The 19,690-nt window shown below is 56.6% G+C and carries 17 protein-coding genes, 2 tRNA genes and 1 pseudogene; 12 read left to right on the top strand and 8 right to left on the bottom strand.

The features are described from left to right. The first annotated feature begins 8 nt into the window (after positions 1-8). The 5 genes from M017_RS0107990 to M017_RS0107970 all read left to right on the top strand — a co-directional run bounded on the left by M017_RS0107990 (position 9) and on the right by M017_RS0107970 (position 5,196). Complete coding sequence (locus M017_RS0107990; RefSeq protein WP_031497164.1) at positions 9-1,088, top strand: DUF1972 domain-containing protein; 1,080 nt, start codon at positions 9-11, stop codon at positions 1,086-1,088. After that, complete coding sequence (gene alr, locus M017_RS0107985) at positions 1,070-2,158, top strand: alanine racemase (RefSeq protein ID WP_031497162.1); 1,089 nt, start codon at positions 1,070-1,072, stop codon at positions 2,156-2,158. The genes M017_RS0107990 and alr overlap by 19 nt, the downstream gene beginning before the upstream one ends. 78 nt (positions 2,159-2,236) lie before the next feature. Further along, the gene (locus M017_RS0107980; protein ID WP_035957730.1) at positions 2,237-3,769 is read left to right on the top strand and encodes a catalase; all 1,533 of its coding nucleotides are present in this window, start codon (positions 2,237-2,239) and stop codon (positions 3,767-3,769) included. Beyond that, positions 3,766-4,293 (top strand): ankyrin repeat domain-containing protein, encoded by a 528-nt coding sequence (locus M017_RS0107975; protein WP_051669625.1) that lies wholly within the window; start codon positions 3,766-3,768, stop codon positions 4,291-4,293. Before M017_RS0107980 ends, M017_RS0107975 begins: the two co-directional genes overlap by 4 nt. Before the next feature lie 24 nt (positions 4,294-4,317). Beyond that, entirely contained in the window at positions 4,318-5,196 is an 879-nt protein-coding gene (locus M017_RS0107970) for a LysR family transcriptional regulator (RefSeq protein WP_031497157.1), read from the top strand. Between the two features lie 27 nt (positions 5,197-5,223). Here M017_RS0107970 and M017_RS0107965 read toward each other — a convergent pair. After that, positions 5,224-5,299: transfer RNA gene (locus tag M017_RS0107965), tRNA-Gly, on the bottom strand. A gap of 407 nt (positions 5,300-5,706) precedes the next feature. Here M017_RS0107965 and dnaA point away from each other — a divergent pair. From dnaA to gyrB, 3 genes are all read left to right on the top strand, one after another. After that, complete coding sequence (gene dnaA, locus M017_RS0107960) at positions 5,707-7,062, top strand: chromosomal replication initiator protein DnaA (protein WP_031497156.1); 1,356 nt, start codon at positions 5,707-5,709, stop codon at positions 7,060-7,062. Between the two features lie 256 nt (positions 7,063-7,318). After that, positions 7,319-8,458 carry a DNA polymerase III subunit beta gene (gene dnaN, locus M017_RS0107955; protein WP_031497154.1) on the top strand — a complete coding sequence of 380 codons (1,140 nt, stop codon included), beginning with the start codon at positions 7,319-7,321 and terminating at the stop codon, positions 8,456-8,458. Between the two features lie 26 nt (positions 8,459-8,484). Then, complete coding sequence (gyrB, locus tag M017_RS0107950; RefSeq protein ID WP_031497152.1) at positions 8,485-10,893, top strand: DNA topoisomerase (ATP-hydrolyzing) subunit B; 2,409 nt, start codon at positions 8,485-8,487, stop codon at positions 10,891-10,893. Here the strand turns inward: gyrB and M017_RS0107945 are convergent. The 3 genes from M017_RS0107945 to M017_RS0107935 form a co-directional block, all read right to left on the bottom strand. Beyond that, entirely contained in the window at positions 10,890-11,894 is a 1,005-nt protein-coding gene (locus M017_RS0107945; protein WP_031497150.1) for a zinc-dependent alcohol dehydrogenase family protein, read from the bottom strand. The two genes, gyrB and M017_RS0107945, sit on opposite strands and share 4 nt — an antisense overlap. Before the next feature lie 478 nt (positions 11,895-12,372). Continuing rightward, a tRNA-Glu gene (locus M017_RS0107940) sits at positions 12,373-12,448 on the bottom strand. Positions 12,449-12,545: 97 nt separating this feature from the next. Beyond that, positions 12,546-12,884 carry a c-type cytochrome gene (locus M017_RS0107935; RefSeq protein WP_051670589.1) on the bottom strand — a complete coding sequence of 113 codons (339 nt, stop codon included), beginning with the start codon at positions 12,882-12,884 and terminating at the stop codon, positions 12,546-12,548. 24 nt (positions 12,885-12,908) lie between these two features. On the opposite strand from M017_RS0107935, the gene M017_RS0107930 reads away from it, so the two are divergent. Both M017_RS0107930 and bcp read left to right on the top strand, forming a co-directional pair. Continuing rightward, on the top strand, positions 12,909-13,562 hold the full coding sequence (locus tag M017_RS0107930; protein WP_031497148.1) for a TIGR04282 family arsenosugar biosynthesis glycosyltransferase: 654 nt from the start codon (positions 12,909-12,911) through the stop codon (positions 13,560-13,562). Between the two features lie 6 nt (positions 13,563-13,568). Then, positions 13,569-14,033, top strand: a complete 465-nt coding sequence (bcp, locus tag M017_RS0107925) for a thioredoxin-dependent thiol peroxidase (RefSeq protein WP_031497146.1) — start codon at positions 13,569-13,571, stop codon at positions 14,031-14,033. A gap of 371 nt (positions 14,034-14,404) precedes the next feature. Here bcp and M017_RS30195 read toward each other — a convergent pair. The 3 genes and pseudogenes from M017_RS30195 to lysS form a co-directional block, all read right to left on the bottom strand. Then, positions 14,405-14,649 (bottom strand): annotated as a pseudogene (locus M017_RS30195) (integrase core domain-containing protein); the annotation flags it as partial. After that, positions 14,546-14,764 (bottom strand): leucine zipper domain-containing protein, encoded by a 219-nt coding sequence (locus M017_RS30650; protein WP_162179859.1) that lies wholly within the window; start codon positions 14,762-14,764, stop codon positions 14,546-14,548. The gene M017_RS30650 and the pseudogene M017_RS30195, both read right to left, overlap by 104 nt. A gap of 580 nt (positions 14,765-15,344) precedes the next feature. Next, on the bottom strand, positions 15,345-17,132 hold the full coding sequence (lysS, locus tag M017_RS0107920) for a lysine--tRNA ligase (protein ID WP_051669624.1): 1,788 nt from the start codon (positions 17,130-17,132) through the stop codon (positions 15,345-15,347). 149 nt (positions 17,133-17,281) lie between these two features. On the opposite strand from lysS, the gene M017_RS0107915 reads away from it, so the two are divergent. Next, positions 17,282-17,836, top strand: coding sequence for a hypothetical protein (locus M017_RS0107915; RefSeq protein ID WP_155121303.1), 555 nt, complete (start codon positions 17,282-17,284; stop codon positions 17,834-17,836). Positions 17,837-18,074: 238 nt separating this feature from the next. Here the strand turns inward: M017_RS0107915 and M017_RS0107905 are convergent, their stop codons facing one another. Beyond that, on the bottom strand, positions 18,075-19,214 hold the full coding sequence (locus M017_RS0107905; protein ID WP_031497142.1) for a M20 family metallopeptidase: 1,140 nt from the start codon (positions 19,212-19,214) through the stop codon (positions 18,075-18,077). 24 nt (positions 19,215-19,238) lie between these two features. Here M017_RS0107905 and fabZ point away from each other — a divergent pair, with 24 nt between their 5' ends. Continuing rightward, positions 19,239-19,682 (top strand): 3-hydroxyacyl-ACP dehydratase FabZ, encoded by a 444-nt coding sequence (gene fabZ / locus M017_RS0107900; protein ID WP_031497141.1) that lies wholly within the window; start codon positions 19,239-19,241, stop codon positions 19,680-19,682. Positions 19,683-19,690 lie beyond the last annotated feature (8 nt).

Raw genomic sequence — 19,690 nt, 5'->3', positions numbered from 1 at the left:
ACTGTAAGTTGCGGATCGCGATTCTGGGCACACGCGGCATTCCTGGCCGCTATGGTGGATTTGAGACCTTCGCCGAAGAGTTATCCTGGCGCCTGGTCGAGCGCGGCCATTCCGTAACGGTCTATTGCCGGGAGCGCGAACCTGAAGGTTTCTATCGCGGCGCCAAGCGGCAATATCTGCCCACCATCCGCCACAAGTATTTCGACACCCTCGCCCACACCGGCTTCTCCACCGCCCACCTCCTCGCGCACCCCGTCGATGTTGTGCTCTATTGCAACGGAGCAAACGCGATCTACACCTGGCTGCCTCGCTTGTTCGGCATGCCGGTTGCGATCAATGTCGATGGCCTCGAGCGCAAGCGTAAGAAGTGGAACGCGCTTGCCAAGAAGTGGTATCACCTATCCGAATGGCTTTCCACTTTCTGCCCCACTCGCATCATCACCGATGCGCTCGAGATCGAACGCTACTATCGCGAAGCCTATCACGCCGAATCCACCTTCATTCCCTATGGCGCCGAAACGGAACCGGTTGCCTGGAAACCCATCCTCGGCCTGGAGCCGCGGCAATACTTTCTGTACGTGACGCGCTTTGAACCCGAGAATAACCCCTTGCTGGTGCGAGAGAGCTTTGAAAAAGTCAGCACAAGTTTGAAGCTCGCTCTCATTGGCGATGCGCCTTATGCCCACGACTACATTGCCCGCGTTCGTGCGACCGAAGATCCGCGCGTGCTGATCCCGGGCGCCATCTTCGGCGAAGGTTACCGGGTTCTCCAATCGCATTGCTTCGCCTATGTTCATGCCACCGAGGTGGGCGGTACGCATCCGGCCTTGATTGAAGCGATGGGCCGCGGCGCGTTGATCCTCTACCTCGATACGCCGGAGAATCGCGAAGTCGCGGGCGATGTGGGTATTGCCTTTGATCCAAAGACGCTGAGCCACGCAATGCAGCAAGTGATTGAGATGCCGGAAGAAAAACGCGAAGCGATGCGTGCCGCCTCGATCGAGTGTGTGCGCCAGCGTTACAGTTGGGATGTAGTGACGAATCAGTACGAAGCTCTGTTTGAGGGTTTATGCCGCGGACGTGGTTAGAAGTTTCTTTAGACCGGATTGCGTTGAACTATCGGATGATCCAACGCACTGCGGGCTCGGGCATCGAAACGATGCCGGTTGTCAAAGCCGATGCTTACCGCCATGGGGCGACTGCGGTATCCCAGGTGCTCGAGCGCGAAGGCGCAAAGTGGCTCGCCGTCAGCAACATTGAAGAGGGCAAAGCGCTGCGGGATGCCGGCATCCGGACCCGCATTCTCGTCATGGCCGACCGTGTCGATAGCGACGCCAATGCCTGGAGCCAAGCGCGCCTGACTCCGGTGATCCATGACCTCCGCGAGATTGCCACCCTCCACCCCGATGTTTCTTATCACCTCAAAATCGATAGCGGCATGGCCCGTCTCGGCACCAATGAAAGTGCGGAGACCATTATCGCCGCCGTTCGTGGCACCCGGATCGAAGGCCTGATGACGCACTATGCTTCTTCGGCAAACTTCGAGAGCGAGCAGACCAAATCGCAGCAGCAGTATTTTGAAGGCATTCGCCTGGCGCTCGAAGAAGCAGGCATCCGACCCCACTATCTCCACCAGGCCAGCACCAATCCCTTGCACTTTGGCCTCCGCCAAAGCTGGGGCAACCTGGCTCGTCCAGGCTATGCGATCTATGGCTTTGTCTCACGTCCCCAAGGCAAGGCGCCGACAGAACTTTTAGATGTCGTGCCCGCCCTCTCCTGGAAGGCAAAGATCCTGCTGACCAAAGAGATTCCGGCTGGGGCGCCAGTCGGCTATGGCGCGCAGTTTGTCGCTGACAAGCCCATGAAGATCGGCATCCTCGGAGTCGGCTATGCCGATGGCCTGCCCCATCGCCTGGGCAATCGCGGGCAGGTGATCGCCGCCGGCAAGTATGCCAGAATCCTTGGCGCGGTCTCGATGGATGTCACCACCGTCGATCTGACCGGCACGCCGCAACTCAATGCCGGAGATTCCGTCACCCTGTTGGGCAGTGAAGGCGAAGTGTCGATCGATGCCCGGCAGATGGCTCGCGAGGCCGGCACCATTGCCTATTCCATTCTTTGCGGCATCTCAACGCGGGTCCCCCGGCACTACGTCTAATTCTGCCTATCGGAGCGATAGGCAAATGTGTCTGGTTTGAATTGTGTTCTGCCGATAGGCTGGCTGTCAGGACACACCATGAAGAAACTCCTGACTGCTCTCCCTCTGTTTGCCGTGCTGAGCCTCGCGCAAAAGCCCGTGCTCACCACCAACGGCGGAGTCCCCGTGGGCGATAACCAGAACTCCAAAACCGCCGGCGCCGATGGGCCCGTCGTACTCGAAGACATCCACCTGATCGAGAAGCTGGCCAACTTCGATCGCGAACGCATTCCAGAACGCGTGGTCCATGCACGAGGCACAGGTGCGCACGGCGAATTCGTCAGCGCCGGTGATTTCAGCTCGCAAACCAAGGCCGCCTTCCTCTCTGCGCCCGGGAAGAAGACCAATGTCTTTGTCCGCTTCTCCACCGTCATTCATAGCCAGGGCTCTCCCGAAGTGGCTCGCGATCCACGCGGCTTCGCCACCAAGTTCTACACCGAAGAAGGCAACTACGACCTGGTGGGCAATAACCTGCCTGTCTTCTTCATTCGCGATGCGCTGAAGTTTCCCGACATGGTGCACTCGCTGAAGCCATCGCCCGTCGACAACAAGCAAAGCCCAAAACGTTTCTTTGACTTCTTCAGTCACCAACCGGAAGCGACGCACATGCTCACCTTTGTCTATTCCGACATGGGCACTCCCGCCAGTTATCGCGAGATGGATGGCTTCGGCGTCCACGCTTTCAAATGGGTGAATGCCGCGGGCGATGTCACTTATGTGAAGTACACCTGGAAGAGTAAGCAAGGCCATCGCAATCTGACTGCAAAAGAGACAGAAGCTGTTGTCGGTAAGGATTGGGCCCATCTCACCACTGACCTTTATGAGAATGTTCGCAAGGGCAATTATCCGCAGTGGGATCTCTATGTCCAAACTCTGAAGCCAGAGCGTCTGAACGACTTCTCCTTTAACCCTCTCGATGCCACCAAGCTGTGGCCCGAAGCCATTGCCCCATTGACCAAGCTGGGAACGATGACTCTCAATCGCATGCCAGAGAACTTCTTTGAGCAGACCGAGCAGAGCGCTTTCTCTCCAGGCAATCTGGTTCCCGGCATTGAGCCTAGTGAAGACCGCCTGCTGCAAGGCCGTCTCTTCTCTTACTTCGATACGCAGCGCTACCGCATTGGATCGAACTTCCAGCAACTGCCGATCAACCGCCCGGCGGTCAAGGTCGTGACCAATATCCAGAACGGAGCCTTCAGTAACCAAGGCCGCACGGGCGAAGTGAATTACGAACCCAGCCGTCAGAATCGCAACGATGCAAACAAGTCTGAGTATCTCGACGACAACAAGTATCGTTACTCGAGAAAGCCTCTCTCCGGAACCACGCTGCAACAGGCCATTGCCAAGACCGACAACTTCGCACAAGCTGGCGAGCTCTACCGCTCCTTCAGCGAGAGCGAACGCGCAAACCTGATCTCGAATCTTGCCGGCGACCTTAGCCAAGTGACCGACAAGGTGGTGCTGAGCCGCATGGTGAATTACTTCTACCAGGCCGATAAGGATTATGGCACCCGTCTGATGAAGGCTCTTGGCCTCAACCTGAGCGAGGTGCAGAAGGCGGCAGCAGAATGAGGATCGCAATCCTAACACTGTTCGCCATTGCTGCTTTTGCCGCTACACCGGAAGAGTTGCAGAACGCAGCGCGTGCTGACGACGTTGTCAAAATTCGCGCGCTGCTCGATGCTGGGGCCGATATCAACGCCCCAACCGATAAGGGCTTCTCGCCCCTGATTCTGGCCTGCTATGCAGGTTCAGAGGCCGCGGTGGAAGAACTCCTCCGCCGCGGCGCCCGCGTCGGCGATTCCGATTGGACCGGCTCAAACGCCTTGATGGCCGCCAGCTTCAAGGGCCACAAAGGCATTGTGCTGAAGTTGTTGGCCAAGGGCGCCCGTGTGAATGATACGAACAAAATCGGAGCCACGGCTCTGATGTTTGCCTCGCTCACCGGCAAAAGCGATGTCGTCGATCTGCTGCTCGAAAAAGGCGCCGATCTTCGCCGTCGCGACCAACGCGGCTACGATGCCATCCAATTAGCCGAAGCGCAAGGCAACCAGCCACTTGTCGATCGCCTGATTGCAAAGTTACACGGCCGCTAAAGGTGTAAGGATGTTGAGATAGCAATGGAATTTCAGCAGCTCCGCTATTTTCTCGCGGTCGCACGCACCGGAAGTTTTGTCCGTGCCGCCGATCAGGAAGGCATCGCTCAACCCTCCCTCTCCCAGCAAATTCGCAAGTTGGAGAGGGAGTTGGGCGTTTCTTTGTTTGATCGCCTGGGCCGCAGTGTCCGGCTCACCACTTACGGGGAAAAATTGGTCGAACAAAGCGAGCGCATCCTGTTCCAGATGGATGAAGCGCGCGCCGCCATTGAAACGCTCAAAGGCGAGGACAGTGGTGACTTGAAGGTTGGTGTGATTCCGACCGTGCTTCCTTATGCGCTCGTAAAACCAATCTCAAATTTCCAGCAGCGTTTCCCCAAAGCCAATGTCATCCTCAGCGAAGGCACCACCGCGAATCTGGTGGAGCACCTGCGTCGGGGAGAAATCGATGTCGCCATCCTCGCACTCCCCATCAAACATGCGGAGATCGTCTGCAGCGAACTCTTTCGAGAACCACTGCTCGCCGCCGTTCCTCTCGATCATTGTCTGGCCAACAGCACCAAGATTGATTTAAGCCGCCTCGGCATTGAACGCATGCTCCTACTCAAAGAAGGCCATTGCCTGCGAGAAGATGTTCTCACCGCCTGCACCAAGGCAAAGGCGCAATTCCAGCAGATCTTCGAGAGTGATCACCTCGAGAGTATTCTGCGTCTGGTTGCGGAAGGGTATGGGCTGAGTCTGGTACCAGACCGGGCCGCTGAAGGCCGTACGGATTGCCGCTTTGTGCCTTTTGAGCCGACAGCAGTCCGCCGCATCGGCTACGCGCTCGCGAAAGGACGGCAGGCCACTCCGATCCGGGCATCGTTTATCCGGCATCTCAAACAATGGGATTGGAAGAAATAGAGAGGGAGAAAAGAGGAAAAGGGGTGTTGGAGCGGGAGACGAGATTCGAACTCGCGACATCAACCTTGGCAAGGTTGCACTCTACCAGCTGAGTTACTCCCGCACAGGAGCCCGGCGTCTGCGTTACAAGCGCCGAAATCTTAGTATCGCCGACAGAGTCCCAGCTTGTCAAATGCTCTGTTTGAGACGATGAAAACCCGATGACAGCATCAAGTTCTACACCCATTTGTCAACTATCGGAAGCCCCTGAAAAACGCTGCCAAATACCTCACAACAAAGCACTTATATTTTGATTGTTTTTTGGTTGCCCTCTTCAGTATCTGTGCTAGACTCTGTAATCGCAGGCCAAATAGCGGGCTAATGCCTTCTGCTCCTCGAGATTCTCTCGAGCCGAATAGTTCTCCAACTCACATCGCTCGTCCCCCGACTTTTCCACAGCATGTGGAAAACTTGTGGGATTTTTGTGTTTTGGTCTGCGCGGAGTAGTATCGCTTTGAAATTGCGGAAATCATGAACGCCTGGGAATTAGTAAAACAGACGCTGGCAGCGACCCTAAGCGCAGAGAGCTTTGAGAATTGGGTAGTACGGACTACGCTTGCCAGGACGGATGGAGACATTCTGTACGTCTCTGTTCCGAATGAAACCACGCGGGAGTGGATGGAACGCGAGTACTCTTTGCAGGTGGAGCAAGCCATTGCCCATCTCAACCTGCCCTATCGCCGCGTTGTCTATGACCTTGAAGCGATCGCCCCGATTGCGCCGCCAGCCCCCAGTTTCAACCGGCCTGCGCAAATGAATCATGCCTACACTGATTCCCCGCAGTCGATTGAGAACCTGTTCTCGCAACCAGTTGCTCCGCTGAATCCAAAGTTTTCTTTCGACAATTTTGTTGTCGGTTCCTGCAATCAGTTCGCCCACGCCGCGGCGCATGCCGTTGCCACCCGCCCTTCCCGCAGCTACAACCCGCTGTTCATCTATGGCGGAGTGGGCATGGGAAAAACCCATCTGATGCACGCCATCGGCCGCAACCTTCTCCATGAACATCCGGGGATGAAGATCATCTACACCACGAGCGAAAAGTTCATGAACCAGATGATCCAATGCATCCGCATGGAGAAGATGAGCTACTTCCACCAGTTCTATCGCTCGGCCGACGTGCTGTTGATCGATGACATCCAGATCATCGGCGGCAAGGAACGAACCCAGGAAGAGTTTTTCCACACCTTCAACGAGCTGTTCGACAACCAGAAGCAGATCGTGATCTCCTCCGATTCACCGCCCAAGGAAGTTTCGGGGCTGGTCGAACGCCTGCGCAGCCGTTTTGAGTGGGGTCTCATTGTCGACGTCCAGCCGCCTGATCTCGAAACGAAAATGGCGATTCTCGACCACAAGGCCGAGCACGAAGGCATGAACCTGCCGGAAGACGTGCGCATCTTCCTGGCTACACGTACGAAATCGAACATCCGGGAGCTGGAAGGCGCTCTGGTGAAGCTGATGGCCTATTCGAGTGTGACGGGCAGCCCCATCACGCTGGAGATGTCCAAGCAGCTTCTCAAGCACCTGACCCAGAACAGCGAGAAGCGGGTATCCATCGAATCGATTCTGAAGGCCGTCGCCGATCGTTTTGATTTAGTGCCCAGCCAGCTCAAGCAGAAGTCGAATGAGCGCCGCATCGCCTATCCTCGTCAGATTGCGATGTATCTGGCCAAGGAGCTGACCACGGCTTCGTTGCTTGAGATTGGCCGTTCCCTTGGGAACAAACACCATACCACCGTGCTGCACTCCATCCACAAGATTGACGAGTTGCGCCATAAGGACCAGGATTTGAACAAACTTCTCCACAGCCTAATCGACTCATTCCACTAGTGATAAGTCGTTTTCCACATCTTCGCTCCTTCTTCGCGTACAGGACGGGATAGGAAAACGGGCCGTGGAGCCGAGTGTTGCAGAAGTCGGCCACAGGGTTTTAATCGCAAGCCATAGCGGCAAGCGTTTTTGTTTTGTATAATTTAGAGAGATATCCACATTTCCGCAGCACCTACTATTACGGTTCTAGAGAATACATAGATATCTTGTCTTCTTGTAGTACTTCCGGAAAGCGTCGGGCAAGGACCACCAACGAATGGAATTTAGCGTAAAGCAATCGGACCTGGTCAGAGAGTTAAATCTCTCTCAAGGTGTAGTTGAAAAGAAGACAACGATCCCAATTCTGTCGAACGTCCTCATTGAGACGGGCGAAGGGGTCATTCATTTAACGGCGACAGATCTGGAACTGGGAGTTCGTTGCTCCTGCCCTGCGCGCATCATCAAAGCCGGCTCGGGCACATTGCCCGCGCGGCGCTTGCTGGATTACATCCGCTTGCTGCCGGACGCCGAAGTGAATTTCAAGATGATGGACAACCAGTGGGCGAACATCGTCTGCGGGCGTTCCCGTTCGCGGATCGCCGGCATGTCGCGCGAGAGCTATCCGGAACTTCCGGCCATGCCCGCGCCGCTGGGCGAGATTCCGGCCTCGACCTTGTCGCAGATGATCCAGAAGACGATCTTTGCGATCTCCAGCGAAGAGAGCCGCTTCACCCTCAACGGTTCGCAACTGTTGATGACCGACAAGGCGCTGACGATGGTGGCCACCGATGGCCATCGCCTGGCGCTAGTCGAAAACAAAGTATCCAATCCGAGCGTCGAAGGCGTCTACAAGACGCTGCTGCCGAAGAAGGCAATGACGGAGCTGCTCAAGCTCTCCTCGGACGCTGCTGAGGGCGCAACGCTCCAGTTCAGCGGTGATGACAATCACCTGTTTTTCCAGTTGGGCGACCGTCTGCTGCTGAGCCGCAAGCTCACGGGCAACTTCCCCGATTTTGATCGTGTTCTGCCGAAGACCCAGACCCATCAGGTCTGGCTTGGCAAAGATGAGCTGAAGTCCACTGTCCAGCGTGTCAGCCAGTTCTCTGAAGAACGTTCGAAAGCGATCCGCCTGCAGTTCGCCGATGGCGAAATGAAGGTCTTCTCGTCGATGTCCGACACCGGCGAGAGCGAAGAGACGATCGCGATCGAATACAACGGACCTGCCACCGACATTGGCTTCAATGCCCAATACTTGCTCGATTTCCTGGGCGCCACTCCTGAGGGCGCTCTCAGCTTCCTGTTCAACGACGCGCAAAGCGCCGGAGAGATGCGTCCCGCTGCTGCGGGTGATGGAGATAAGAAGGCTGGAGAGGTAGGCTACACCTATCGCTACGTCGTGATGCCGATGCGCATCTGACCGTCTCCCAACCGAAACAAGCTCAAATGGCTGATAACCCGACATACGATTCCACTAGTATCAAGATTCTGGAAGGCCTCGAGGCGGTGCGCAAGCGCCCCGCGATGTACATTGGCTCGACAGGAGAGATGGGTCTACACCATCTCGTCTATGAGGTCGTCGACAATTCCGTTGACGAGGCGTTGGCCGGCCACTGTACGGAAATCAACTGCGTCATCCACCTGGACAACTCGATTTCGATCTGGGATGACGGGCGCGGGATTCCGGTTGATATCCACGCGGGCGAGGGCGTTTCAGCTGCTCAAGTCGTGCTCACTAAGTTGCATGCGGGCGGCAAATTCGATTCCAACAGCTACAAAGTTTCCGGCGGCCTGCACGGCGTCGGCGTCAGTTGCGTTAACGCGCTGAGCGAATGGCTGCACCTCGAGATCTGGCGCGGCGGCCAGACCTGGGAGCAGGACTACCGGCAGGGCGTGCCGCAAGCGCCGCTCAAGGCCACCGGCAAGTCTGGCAAGAAAACCGGAACAAAGATCACCTTCAAGGCAGACAGCACCGTGATGGACACGGTCGAATTCAATTTCGACACCATCTCGCAGCGTCTGCGCGAACGCGCGTTTTTGAACAAAGGACTGCGCATCAACATCGCCGATGAGCGGGAAGATCCGCCCAAGGCGCACGAGTTCTTCTACGAAGGCGGCATTGCCGAATTCATCAAGCATCTGAATAAAGGCAAGCAGGTTCTGCACGAGAAGCCCATCTACTTTGAGGGCGAGCGGGACATGGCCAATGACCAGGGCCGCGTCTATATGGAAATCGCTTTCCAGTACAACGACGGCTATTCGGAAACTCTATTCAGCTTTGCGAACAACATCAATACGAAGGATGGCGGTGCACACCTCACCGGCTTCCGCACGGCTCTCACGCGCACCATCAACTGGGCGGGCGAGCAGGCCGGCCTCTTCAAAGATGTCAAAGAAAAACTAAGCGGCGACGACGTTCGCGAAGGCCTCACCGCCGTCATCAGCGTCAAGCTGCCGCAGCCCCAGTTTGAAGGCCAGACCAAAGGCAAGCTCAATAGCGACATCAGCGGCCAGGTCACGCAAGTGATCAACGAAAAACTGCAGGAATACTTCGACAAGAATCCTGCCGTGATGAAGCGCATTGTGGGCAAGGCCATCGATGCGGCACGAGCCCGCGAAGCGGCTCGCAAAGCACGCGATCTCACCCGCCGCAAAGGCGCGCTTGATGGTGTCGGTCTCCCCGGAAAGCTTGCTGACTGCCAGGAAAAAGATCCCACCCGTTGCGAACTCTTCCTCGTTGAGGGCGAGTCGGCAGGCGGCACCGCCAAAGGCGGACGCGATCGCCGTTATCAGGCAATTTTACCGCTGCGCGGTAAGATTCTGAACGTTGAAAAAGCCCGTTACGACAAGATGCTCGGCCACGAAGAAATTCGTTGCATGATCACTGCGATGGGTACTGGCATTGGCAAAGATGATTTCGATCTTGCCAAGCTGCGTTACGGCAAGATCATCATCATGACCGACGCCGACGTCGACGGCAGCCACATTCGGACGCTGTTGCTGACTTTCTTCTATCGCCACATGCAGCCGCTCATCGACCGCGGCCATGTCTTCGTTGCGCAGCCGCCGCTCTTCCTCATCAAGAAGGGCAAGAGCGAGAAGTACATCAAGAACGAAGCCGATTTCACTAAGGAAATTCTGCGCCGCGCAAGCGACAGCATCTCGCTCGAAATTGAAGGTAAGAAGGTAGAAGGCGCAGAAATGCGCGGCTTCCTCGCCTCACTCGACGAACTGGTGCAGGCCACTATCCGCACTGAGCGCCGGATGCGCGATGCGCGCGTGGTGGAAGCTCTGCTTTCGCAGTCGCTGGAATTGGATTCACGCGAGAACTTCATGGAAGAAGCAAATCTGCTGAAGCTGCAGGAGTTGCTGAATGAGGTGAAGCTCGAGTCGAAGATCGTCAGAGACGAAGAGCACTCCACCTATTCTTTGGTCTTCCAGGATTCCACCAAGGCAGAACGTGTGGTGGGTCTTGAGCTGGCAACCTCGCCCGAATACCGCCGCACCCGCGCTTTGGCCCGGGCTGTCGCGCCTCTCAACAAGCCGCCTTTCTTCATGGTGAAAGACAATGGATTCCGTGAAGAAGTAGGCGACTGGCGCACGCTATTGGCACGTACGAAGGAAGAGGGCACGCGCGACATCAACGTCACCCGCTATAAAGGTCTTGGCGAAATGAACGCTGAGCAGTTGTGGGATACGACGATGAATGTCGAAGGCCGTACCCTGCTCCGCATCGATCTCAAAGATCTGGTGGAGACCGATGAGATCTTCTCGACGCTGATGGGCGACGATGTTGAAAATCGCCGCAAGTTCATCGAAGAGAATGCGCTCGATGTACGCAATCTCGACATCTAGTCGAGACGCAAAACAATCTTTCCAAAATGCCCTGCGCTCTCCATATGGCGCAGGGCTTCTTGTATCTGGGCGCCTTCATAAACAGAGTCGATTACGGGACGGATGTGGTTCTGGACGATCGCGGCATTCATCGCCTCAAACATCTCGCGCGAACCGACATAGATTCCCTGCACCGTCACATGCTTGTGGAGCACTCTTCCGATATTGATCGGTCCGGCAGCGCCACTAAGAACTCCAATCAGACTCACTCTGCCTCCGCCGCGTACGGCAAGTAGCGATTGCTCGAGAGACCCAGCGCCACCGACCTCGACCACATGATCGACACCACCAGCCTTCGCAATCACCTTGCCCCAGTCGGCCACTTCTTTGTAGTTCAACACCCAGTCGGCTCCCATTGCCTTGAGCATCTCCATTTTCTCCGGCTGACTGGAGGTGGCAATCACCCGGGCTCCGGCTGCCTTTGCGAGTTGCAAGGCAAAAACACTCACGCCACCGGAACCCAAGACGAGAACTGTCTCTCCGGACCGCAGGTCTCCGCTGGCAAAGAGGGAATTCCAGGCTGTCACTCCGGCACAAGGCAACGCCGCGGCTTCCTCAAAACTCAGATGCTGGGGGATCGCAACCAGCCCTTCCTCGTCAAGCACGACTTCCTGGCTGAACACTCCGTCAATCGCTCCCCCGAGAGCCGAGCTTGCATAGGAATCGCGATAGCGGCCGGCGAGCCAGCCCTGCATAAAAATTCCCGCCACCCGGTCGCCCAATCGAAAACGCTTCGTCCCTTCGCCGAGGCCAATCACTTCTCCGGCGCCATCGCTGCCCATCACGCGCGGCATCGGGAGCTTGGGATCATATTTCCCGGTTGCCAAGAGGAGATCCCGGAAGTTCAAAGAAGCGGCGCGCATCCGCACCAGAACTTGCCCGGGACCCGCCTGGGGTGACGGGGCCTTGGCCCATTGCACATTCTCAATTCCGAATCCGTTCTCGATGCGAGCTTGGAGCATATTGCTAGGATTCCAGATTGCGCCCCAAAGATCTTGGATTTCTTGGAGGATCGTGAGTGAGGAGGGAGAGTGTTCTGGAGTGAATCAAAATGAGAGTTTTCGCTACCGACAAAAATACTTGTCAGTAATAGTAAAGAAAGTTGAGGTGCGAGTCGGTTCGCGTTTCGCTACCGACAATATATTTTTCCGGTCACAGGGCATGAAATTACTGAAATTCAGAATTTCTGATAAATACTCTAAGGCTGGGCAGCGTAGAGGAGGGATCTGGTGAGTTTGATGGTTGGTGATCTGTCGATCGAATCCGCTGTGGCAAGGGCTCTCTTGCTTTACGGCGGACGTCAGGCATTTGCTGTCGTGTGCTCGTGAGGGGTTGCTTGAGCGCCTAGGCTGCTGATGCTGGTTCCGGTTGGGCGATTGGAGGAAGCGAGGGAGATTCGCGAAAGGAAGGGAGAGAGGAGAAGAAGGAAGAAGTTGTTTGTGGCGTCCCCACGGGGATTCGAACCCCGGTTATCGCCGTGAAAGGGCGGTGTCCTAGGCCTCTAGACGATGGGGACGCATTGTTTGCTGTGGCCGCAGAGGACCGGCCACAGCTATTGATTGTACCAGACAGAAGGCCGATTGAAGCAATGCTGGCGTGAAGTTCTGTAAGATTTACAGTGTCTTCAGATAGGCGATCAGATTGTCGCGCTCTTCAGCGCTCAACAACTCTTCATAGGCGGGCATGCCATTGCCACCGCTGTTGATCAAACCGCGGACATTCTCTTCGGTCGGCTTCTTGCCGTTCTGCATCTTTTCTTTCTTGAAAAGACCCTTCAAGGCCGGACCCATCTTCTTTTCGTCCGTGTCAGCGTTGTGGCAAACAGAGCACTGCTCGAACACTTCTTTGCCTTTCCCCGCATCACCCTTGTCAGCCGCAGCGGACGGGAGCGATACCAGCGACAAGGTCATCAACGAAGTCGCGCCGAAAGTCAGCAGAGTACTCTTCTTCATGCGATTCAATTTTACAATGAGCATATGTTCCCCGTCATCTTGCTTTTCGCGAAGGCACCGGTGCCGGGCCAAGTAAAAACCGGACTCCAGCCTGTTCTCACTCCTGCCGAGAGCGCTGAACTGCACCTTTCCTTCGTAGCAGACGTGCTCGACTGGCTCAAGGGTTACAACAGCTTGGCGGACATCGAGCTGCACACCGATCTGATTAGCGACGCCTGGCGCGACTATCCCTACCGGCGTGTCCTCATGGGCGAGGGCGATCTGGGGGAGCGGATCTTCGACGCGGTGAGCGCCGCCATGACCGAAGGACGCAAGCAGGTGATCGTGTTGAGCAGCGACTCGCCGAATCTACCGCCGGCCTACCTGCAAGAGCTGCTGGAATCTCCGGCCGATCTGGCGATCGGTCCTACTGAGGATGGCTCCTTCTATGCTCTCAGTCTGCGGAAGCTCCCCCCATTTCTTCTGAACACTGTTGATTGGACCCGGAGCGATCTTACCCAGCAACTGACGGAAGCCGCCCAGCGTTGTCATTGCAGTGTTGAGATTGGCCGCGAGTGGTTCTCTGTGAATTCGCCCGCCGATCTCGTCCGTCTGGTGACGCATCCCACGCCGCCGCGCACCACGGAATTTCTCAAGCGGCACCATTTTCTGATTCCTAGTAACCGAGGCACAATCTAAATCTATATGGCACTCCAAGAAGGCGCAAAAGCTCCTGACATCACTCTCGAAACTGACAGCGGCGAAAAGCTGCAGCTCTCGAGCCTGCAGGGCAAGAATGTAGTTCTGTACTTCTATCCGAAGTCCGACACTCCCGGTTGCACGGTGCAAGCCTGTGAGTTCCGCGATACGGCAGCAAAGTACAAATCGATCGATGCCACGGTGATTGGCATTTCTCCTGATCCAGTTAAGAAGCAGGCAAAGTTTCGCGACAAGTTTGAGCTGCCGTTTACTTTGCTTGCGGATGTAGATCACGCTGCCGCCGAGACCTACGGTGTATGGGTGGAGAAGAGCATGTACGGCAAGAAGTATATGGGAGTTGACCGCACGACCTTCCTGATCGATAAAGAGGGCAAGATTGCGAAGATCTTCTCTAAGGTCAAGCCGGCTGGTCACGCGGAAGAAGTGCTGGTTGCATTGGCGACGCTGTAGCAGCGAATCACGCAGCCAGGCTCCAAGCCGACAAATAATTCTGTCGGCTTGGAGCCTAGGAGACAATTGAGTGCCTATTTCGAAGGATGAAGTGCGTGCTGCGAGGGAGCTAGTTCTCGAATAGTTCTTCTTCAACAGCACTGGAAGGTTTTGCAGCGATTGGGCAGCCGCAGATCGAAGACCTTCTACGTCAGGCAATGACGATGTTGGGTCGCCCTGCATCCGTGAACGTGAAATCCGGCAATCTGTCCTTGACCGCTTGCCTATACCGTGTCAAGTAATCGATGCCCCGAATAGATTCAGTTGGTGGCGTGGGATGACGAAATTTGCCTGCCACCGTACACTGTTCTCGGATGCCTAGGTGTGGGGTCTCAACAGGGATTCCTCTCAAGTAGGGATCTGCTGATCGGAGGCGACAGGCCCAGGCTCGCATGTGGTCTGTGCTGGTTGTATTGGTGGAGCCAGGGGCAAGAGCCCGGAATCGGTCCGCGGAATCCTGGTAGGGCCGTGCATCAGCCCGTTCTCTGAGCGCTGTTTGAAGAAAGTGTTCGGCCTTGTCGTTGGTGCGTGGCGTGTCGGGTTTTGTGAAGCGATGCTTGATCCCAGGATCGCGACAGGCAGCGGAATCGATGAGGTCGTGAACTGCGATCGACCAAGCCTGCAGAGCCCGGCGGGCGAAAACGCTGGACCCATTTGCTGCGGTCTGGGCGTTGACGTTCGTTTCCGGGCAAGTTGCTCTCGATGATGAATGGTCAGTCGGGCATTCTGGTGGTAGTCCATCTGGTCTCCTCGGTCGCCGGTCTTTGCAAACTCAGCTTCCCAGTTGTTGATCAGGTAGACCACCTATGGAGGCATCACGGCTAGAGCCTGTCATTCACTTTGACTCGAGGCCAACGGCAATATGGACCTTAGTTCTCTTTCGTCGTTTTGCCCCGCCGTAGTCGGCTCGGGCTCCGCTTTCTGGTGTCGATTGCAGGGCTTGCAAGGCACGGCTATCGAGAATCACCGTGGTCGGTTGCACCTGCCGTCCTTCCCGCAAGCGCACCACCTCTCGGAGGTCATGACCATGGCTTCAAACACCTGCGCCCGAATCCAGCGTTGTGTGCGGCATCAATTGTCAGGACACTCCGGAATTCACGAGATACCGCAACTGTCAAGGTCAGATAGGGCGCTGCACGTCCTGTTTCAGGAATTGAGGCGTCTCCCTTCAGCTTCTAGGGTCAGAGGATGGTTGGTTGGCCTGTCCATAGCTGAAAAGGGCGTATGCCGTAGTGGCACACGCCCTTTTCCAGTGCAAAATTCCAAACGCGTTTAGGATTTCACCAGCGGCCGGCGCTTTACGCTCGTACCTGGAAAATACTGCTCCAGTAATCCTGCGATATCCGCCCCGCGTACAGTGACCTTGCCGCCATTCGAGAGGCCCGTCACTTCATCATGCTTCAGCTTCAGGCCCTCCCATGTCGTCTCGACTGGCGTGAGCGCGACGGCTCCGCCACGCGGCTTTAGCTTGCCCTGCTTCAAGAGCGCCTCGAACTCTTCCGCGCCGAGCAGCAGATCGATCTTCTCCTGCGCTGCGTCCTCGTCCTTTACCTCGAAGATCACCTTGTTCACTTCGCCGAGCAGCGGCTTCATCATCGGGAAGAAGATCACGTCATAGATGTCTTCCTGGCCGGTGAAGATCATCGCCATGCGCTCAAGACCCGGGCCGATGCCGGTGGTTGGCGGCATGGCGTGTTCGAGCGTCTCGACAAAATCGTAGTCGAGCGGATGGAATTCGCCCTCGTCGCGATCCTCGGGCTTGAAGGCTTTCTTCCAGGTGCTGAGCAATTGCACAGGGTCGTTCTGTTCGGTCCAGTTGTCGCCGCATTCCATGCCGGCGATGAAGATCTCGAAGCGTTCGACGTAGCGCGGGTCTTCCTGCATGGGCTTGGCGAGCGGAGAGATCTCGATCGGGTGCCCGTAAATGAAGGTCGGCTGGATGAGAGTCTTTTCAACCTTTTCTTCAAAGGCCCGCACGAGCGCATTGCCGACGCTCGGTTGCGGATCGTGAATGCCGATTTCGGCCAGCTTCGCGTTTGCGACCTCGACGTCAGTGATGGCGGTGAAATCGATGCCGGTTGCGTCCCGGACAGCGTCGGTCATGCGGATACGCGGCCAGTCGTGGGCAAAGTCCACCTCGTGGCCCTTCACCTGGAAGGTGGTCCGCTGGAAGACATTCACCGCGATGTGGCGGAACATCTCCTCGATGAGGCGCATGTTGTATTCGTAGTTCTCATAGGCCGTCATGGTCTCGAGCATCACGAACTCGGGATGGTGGCTGCGATCGATGCCCTCGTTGCGGAAGTGGCGGCCGATGATGAAGACCTTGTCAAAGCCGGCTGTGATCAGCCGCTTCAGATACAGCTCATGCGAGATGGCCAGATACATGTCCGTCGACAGCGCATTGACGCGTGTGAGGAAGGGCTTGGCCGTGCCGCCGCCGTACTGCGGCTGGATGATCGGCGTGTTGAACTCAAGAAAACCCTTCAGATTGAGGAAGCGCCGGATCTCAAACAGCATCAATGCGATCTGTTCAAAGTGGGTGCGGTTCTCGGGGTTTACGGTGGTGTCGAGATAGCGCTTGCGCAGGATGATCTCGCGATCCTTGATGCCGAAATGCTTATCCGGAAAGGGGCGCAGGCTTTTGGTGAGGATGCGCAGGCTATCGGCAATCACCGAGATTTCGCCGGTTTTGGTCTTGCCCACCTTGCCGGTGCACTCGACGACGTCGCCGACATCGAGCAGATTGAAGTTCTCAAAGCCGAGGGTGCCGTTGGCTGCATCGGTGCCTTGCATTTCGCCGCGGCGCAGTGCGATTTGAATCTGCCCGCTCTGGTCCTGCACGTTGCCGAAGGCCATGCCGCCCATCTTGCGCCAGCTCATCAGGCGGCCGGCCACGGTGACCTGCTGGCCTTCTTTTGCGTCGTAGTCGCTGGTGATGGCGGCAGCCATATGCGAGCGGTGGCTCTTCGATGGGAAGGGATTCAGGCCCAGTTCACGCAGTGATGCGATCTTTTGCAGACGCACGTTGCGGATGGCAGCTAAGGGGAGATTCGACAAGAGGGTACCTCAAACAAAAATTGGAGCAAATTTTCAGGATAGCGCTAGCGTGGGCCGCGGCGTCGGGTTGCCTCTGCTGGACTGCTATTGCGGCGGAGGTAGAAATGAGGCGGGCCAGCCTCTCCTGGCTATACTCACGGTGGTCGCCAATGGATTCCCTTCTGCCTGGCCCCTCCTTCGCAACAGCGTTCCTGGATGGAAGTAAGCGCGACGGTCAGTCGCTCTCACTCTGCGCCGTTGCTGCACTGAACAATGATTGGGTTGAGTTTGATGAGCAATGGCGATCCCTCCTCATGGAACGCGGTGCGATCGATACTTTGCACATGAAGCATCTGATGCCGAAGCTCGGAAACTTTAGAAGCCCCGATCCTAACGAGATCCGGTGGACGATAAGTGGCGCATCGGATTTGCTCGCATGCTACACCCACGAATCGCGGATCCTTGTTGTCACATGCACCATTGACCTGCAAGCCTTTCAAAAGTGGAGCAAACGTAAAAAACTTTACAGTCCTGATTTTGTTTGCGCTCGTGCTGTTGTCGTTCCACTTCTGCGTTGGTACTCAAGTCTTCCTCTTAAAATCGCAAGCCAAGTCGACTTGAACTTCGACAGGAACGAGCCGTTTCGAAAGCACATTGAACGCTTAAAGCTCAATCATCCGCTCCGGACTGGTCTTCTGGCGCTGTCCTACTTGGACAGGATCTAACGCTCATCCGGGAATGCAGGCCGCAGACATGGTTGCTTGGTGTATGGGGCGACTTGCCGTGCAAAGAACCCTGAGTACGCCAACATCGATGAATTCGATGTGGAACGTGTCAGATGACCACTCCATCTTCGCCAACTGGATTGTTGGATGCCAGAAGACCATTCACATACAGGTTGGCGAATTTGAGATCGCGACGGGACGCCTCGATGTCATCACCGGGGAGTGCTGAAAATAACGGCTACAGATTGGCGATCAGCTTGGCCAGTAGCGCGGTGCGGTCGGCAACGCGGTCGAGGAGCAGACATTCCTGTAGGGTGTGTGCGCCTTCGCCCACCATGCCGAGGCCATCAAGCGTCGGCACGCCAAGGGCAGCCGTAAAGTTGCCGTCGCTGCCGCCTCCCGTTGCAGACTCCTCCAGCTTCACATCGAGATCGAGCGCCAGCGTGCGTGCTTTGGCAAACATCGCCGCAATCGCCTGGCTGCGCTCCATCGGCGGCCGGTTCAGGCCGCCTTCCACCGTGATCTGGCAGCGCTTGTCGATCGCCTTCAGCTTGCGGAATTTGCGGTCGAGCGCGTTAAAATCCTTCAGCCTCGCAATGCGAATGTCGACATCCACTTGCGCCTCGGCCGCCACCACATTGGTCCGCGTGCCGCCTTGGATCACGCCGGGGTTCACGGTTAAGCCGCGCTCAAGATCCGTAAAGCCTGCGATCACTTCAATTTGCTTCGCCAACTCGACAATCGCGCTTGCCCCGGCCAGAAAATCGACTCCGGCGTGGCTTGCGATGCCCTTCACCCGGACGCTATAGTCGCCGGTGCCCTTGCGCGCGGTTTTCAGCTTGCCGCTCAGGCCTGTGCCGGGCTCAACCACCAGCACATAGTCCGATTGCTTCGCCATTTTTTCGCTCAGCGCGCGTGAGGAATCGCTGCCAACCTCTTCGTCGCTGTTGATCTGCAAGACGACTTTCTTCGCAACCGGAATCCCCCAGGCGCGCAGCGCCCGCGCCGCAAATACGAACTGCGCGATGCCGCCCTTGATGTCGAGCACGCCGGGCCCAAACAGCCTTCCTGCCTTCGCTGCAAAGGGGAATTTCTGCAAGGTGCCGGTGGGATGCACGGTGTCGGAATGAGCGAGGCCGAGAATCTGCCCCTTCTTCTTTGCGCCCGGCAAATCAAACTCCAACAGCAGATGCGGCCCAAAGCCGGGGCCCTTCACGCGCTTGACGGTTGCAATGTCCGAGACGTGTTTTTCCAGCAGATCGGCAAAGCGCGTGATCGCCATCTCGTCGCCGCTGGGGGTCTCCACTTCGACCATTGCCTTGAGAAAAGCAATCCATTCCGGTTGGTTCGCTTGTGTCCAGGAAAGAAAAGGGTCCATCGGCGGCTATAATAGCTTGTTTGCATGCCTGAGCTCGATATTCTCGCGATCCAAGAGATTCTTCCCCATCGCTATCCCCTGCTGTTAGTCGACCGCATCCTCGAACTTGAGGAGACGCGCGTTGTGGGATTGAAGAATGTCACGGCAACGGAACCTCATTTCCAGGGTCACTTTCCCGACTTTCCAGTGATGCCCGGCGTCTTGATCGTCGAATGCATGGCGCAAACCGCGGGCATCCTCGTGCTGAGCCAGATTCCCGACCGGAAAAATAAAGTGGTGCTGCTCACCTCGATCGACAACGCGAAGTTCCGCAAGCCGGTGGTCCCCGGCGACCAGTTGCGCATCGAGATGACCGTCATCTCCAAGCGCTCCTCCCTCGCCAAGATGCGCGGCGAAGCGCGGGTCAACAACGAACTGGTTGCCGAATGCACAGTGATGTGCGTTCTTCGCGACAAGGCAGTTCTGTAGGACAGGCG

This window comes from Bryobacter aggregatus MPL3 (assembly GCF_000702445.1).
Lineage (GTDB): Bacteria > Acidobacteriota > Terriglobia > Bryobacterales > Bryobacteraceae > Bryobacter > Bryobacter aggregatus.
Note: the sequence above shows the minus strand (reverse complement) of the source record. Positions and strands in the feature narration are given on the sequence as shown.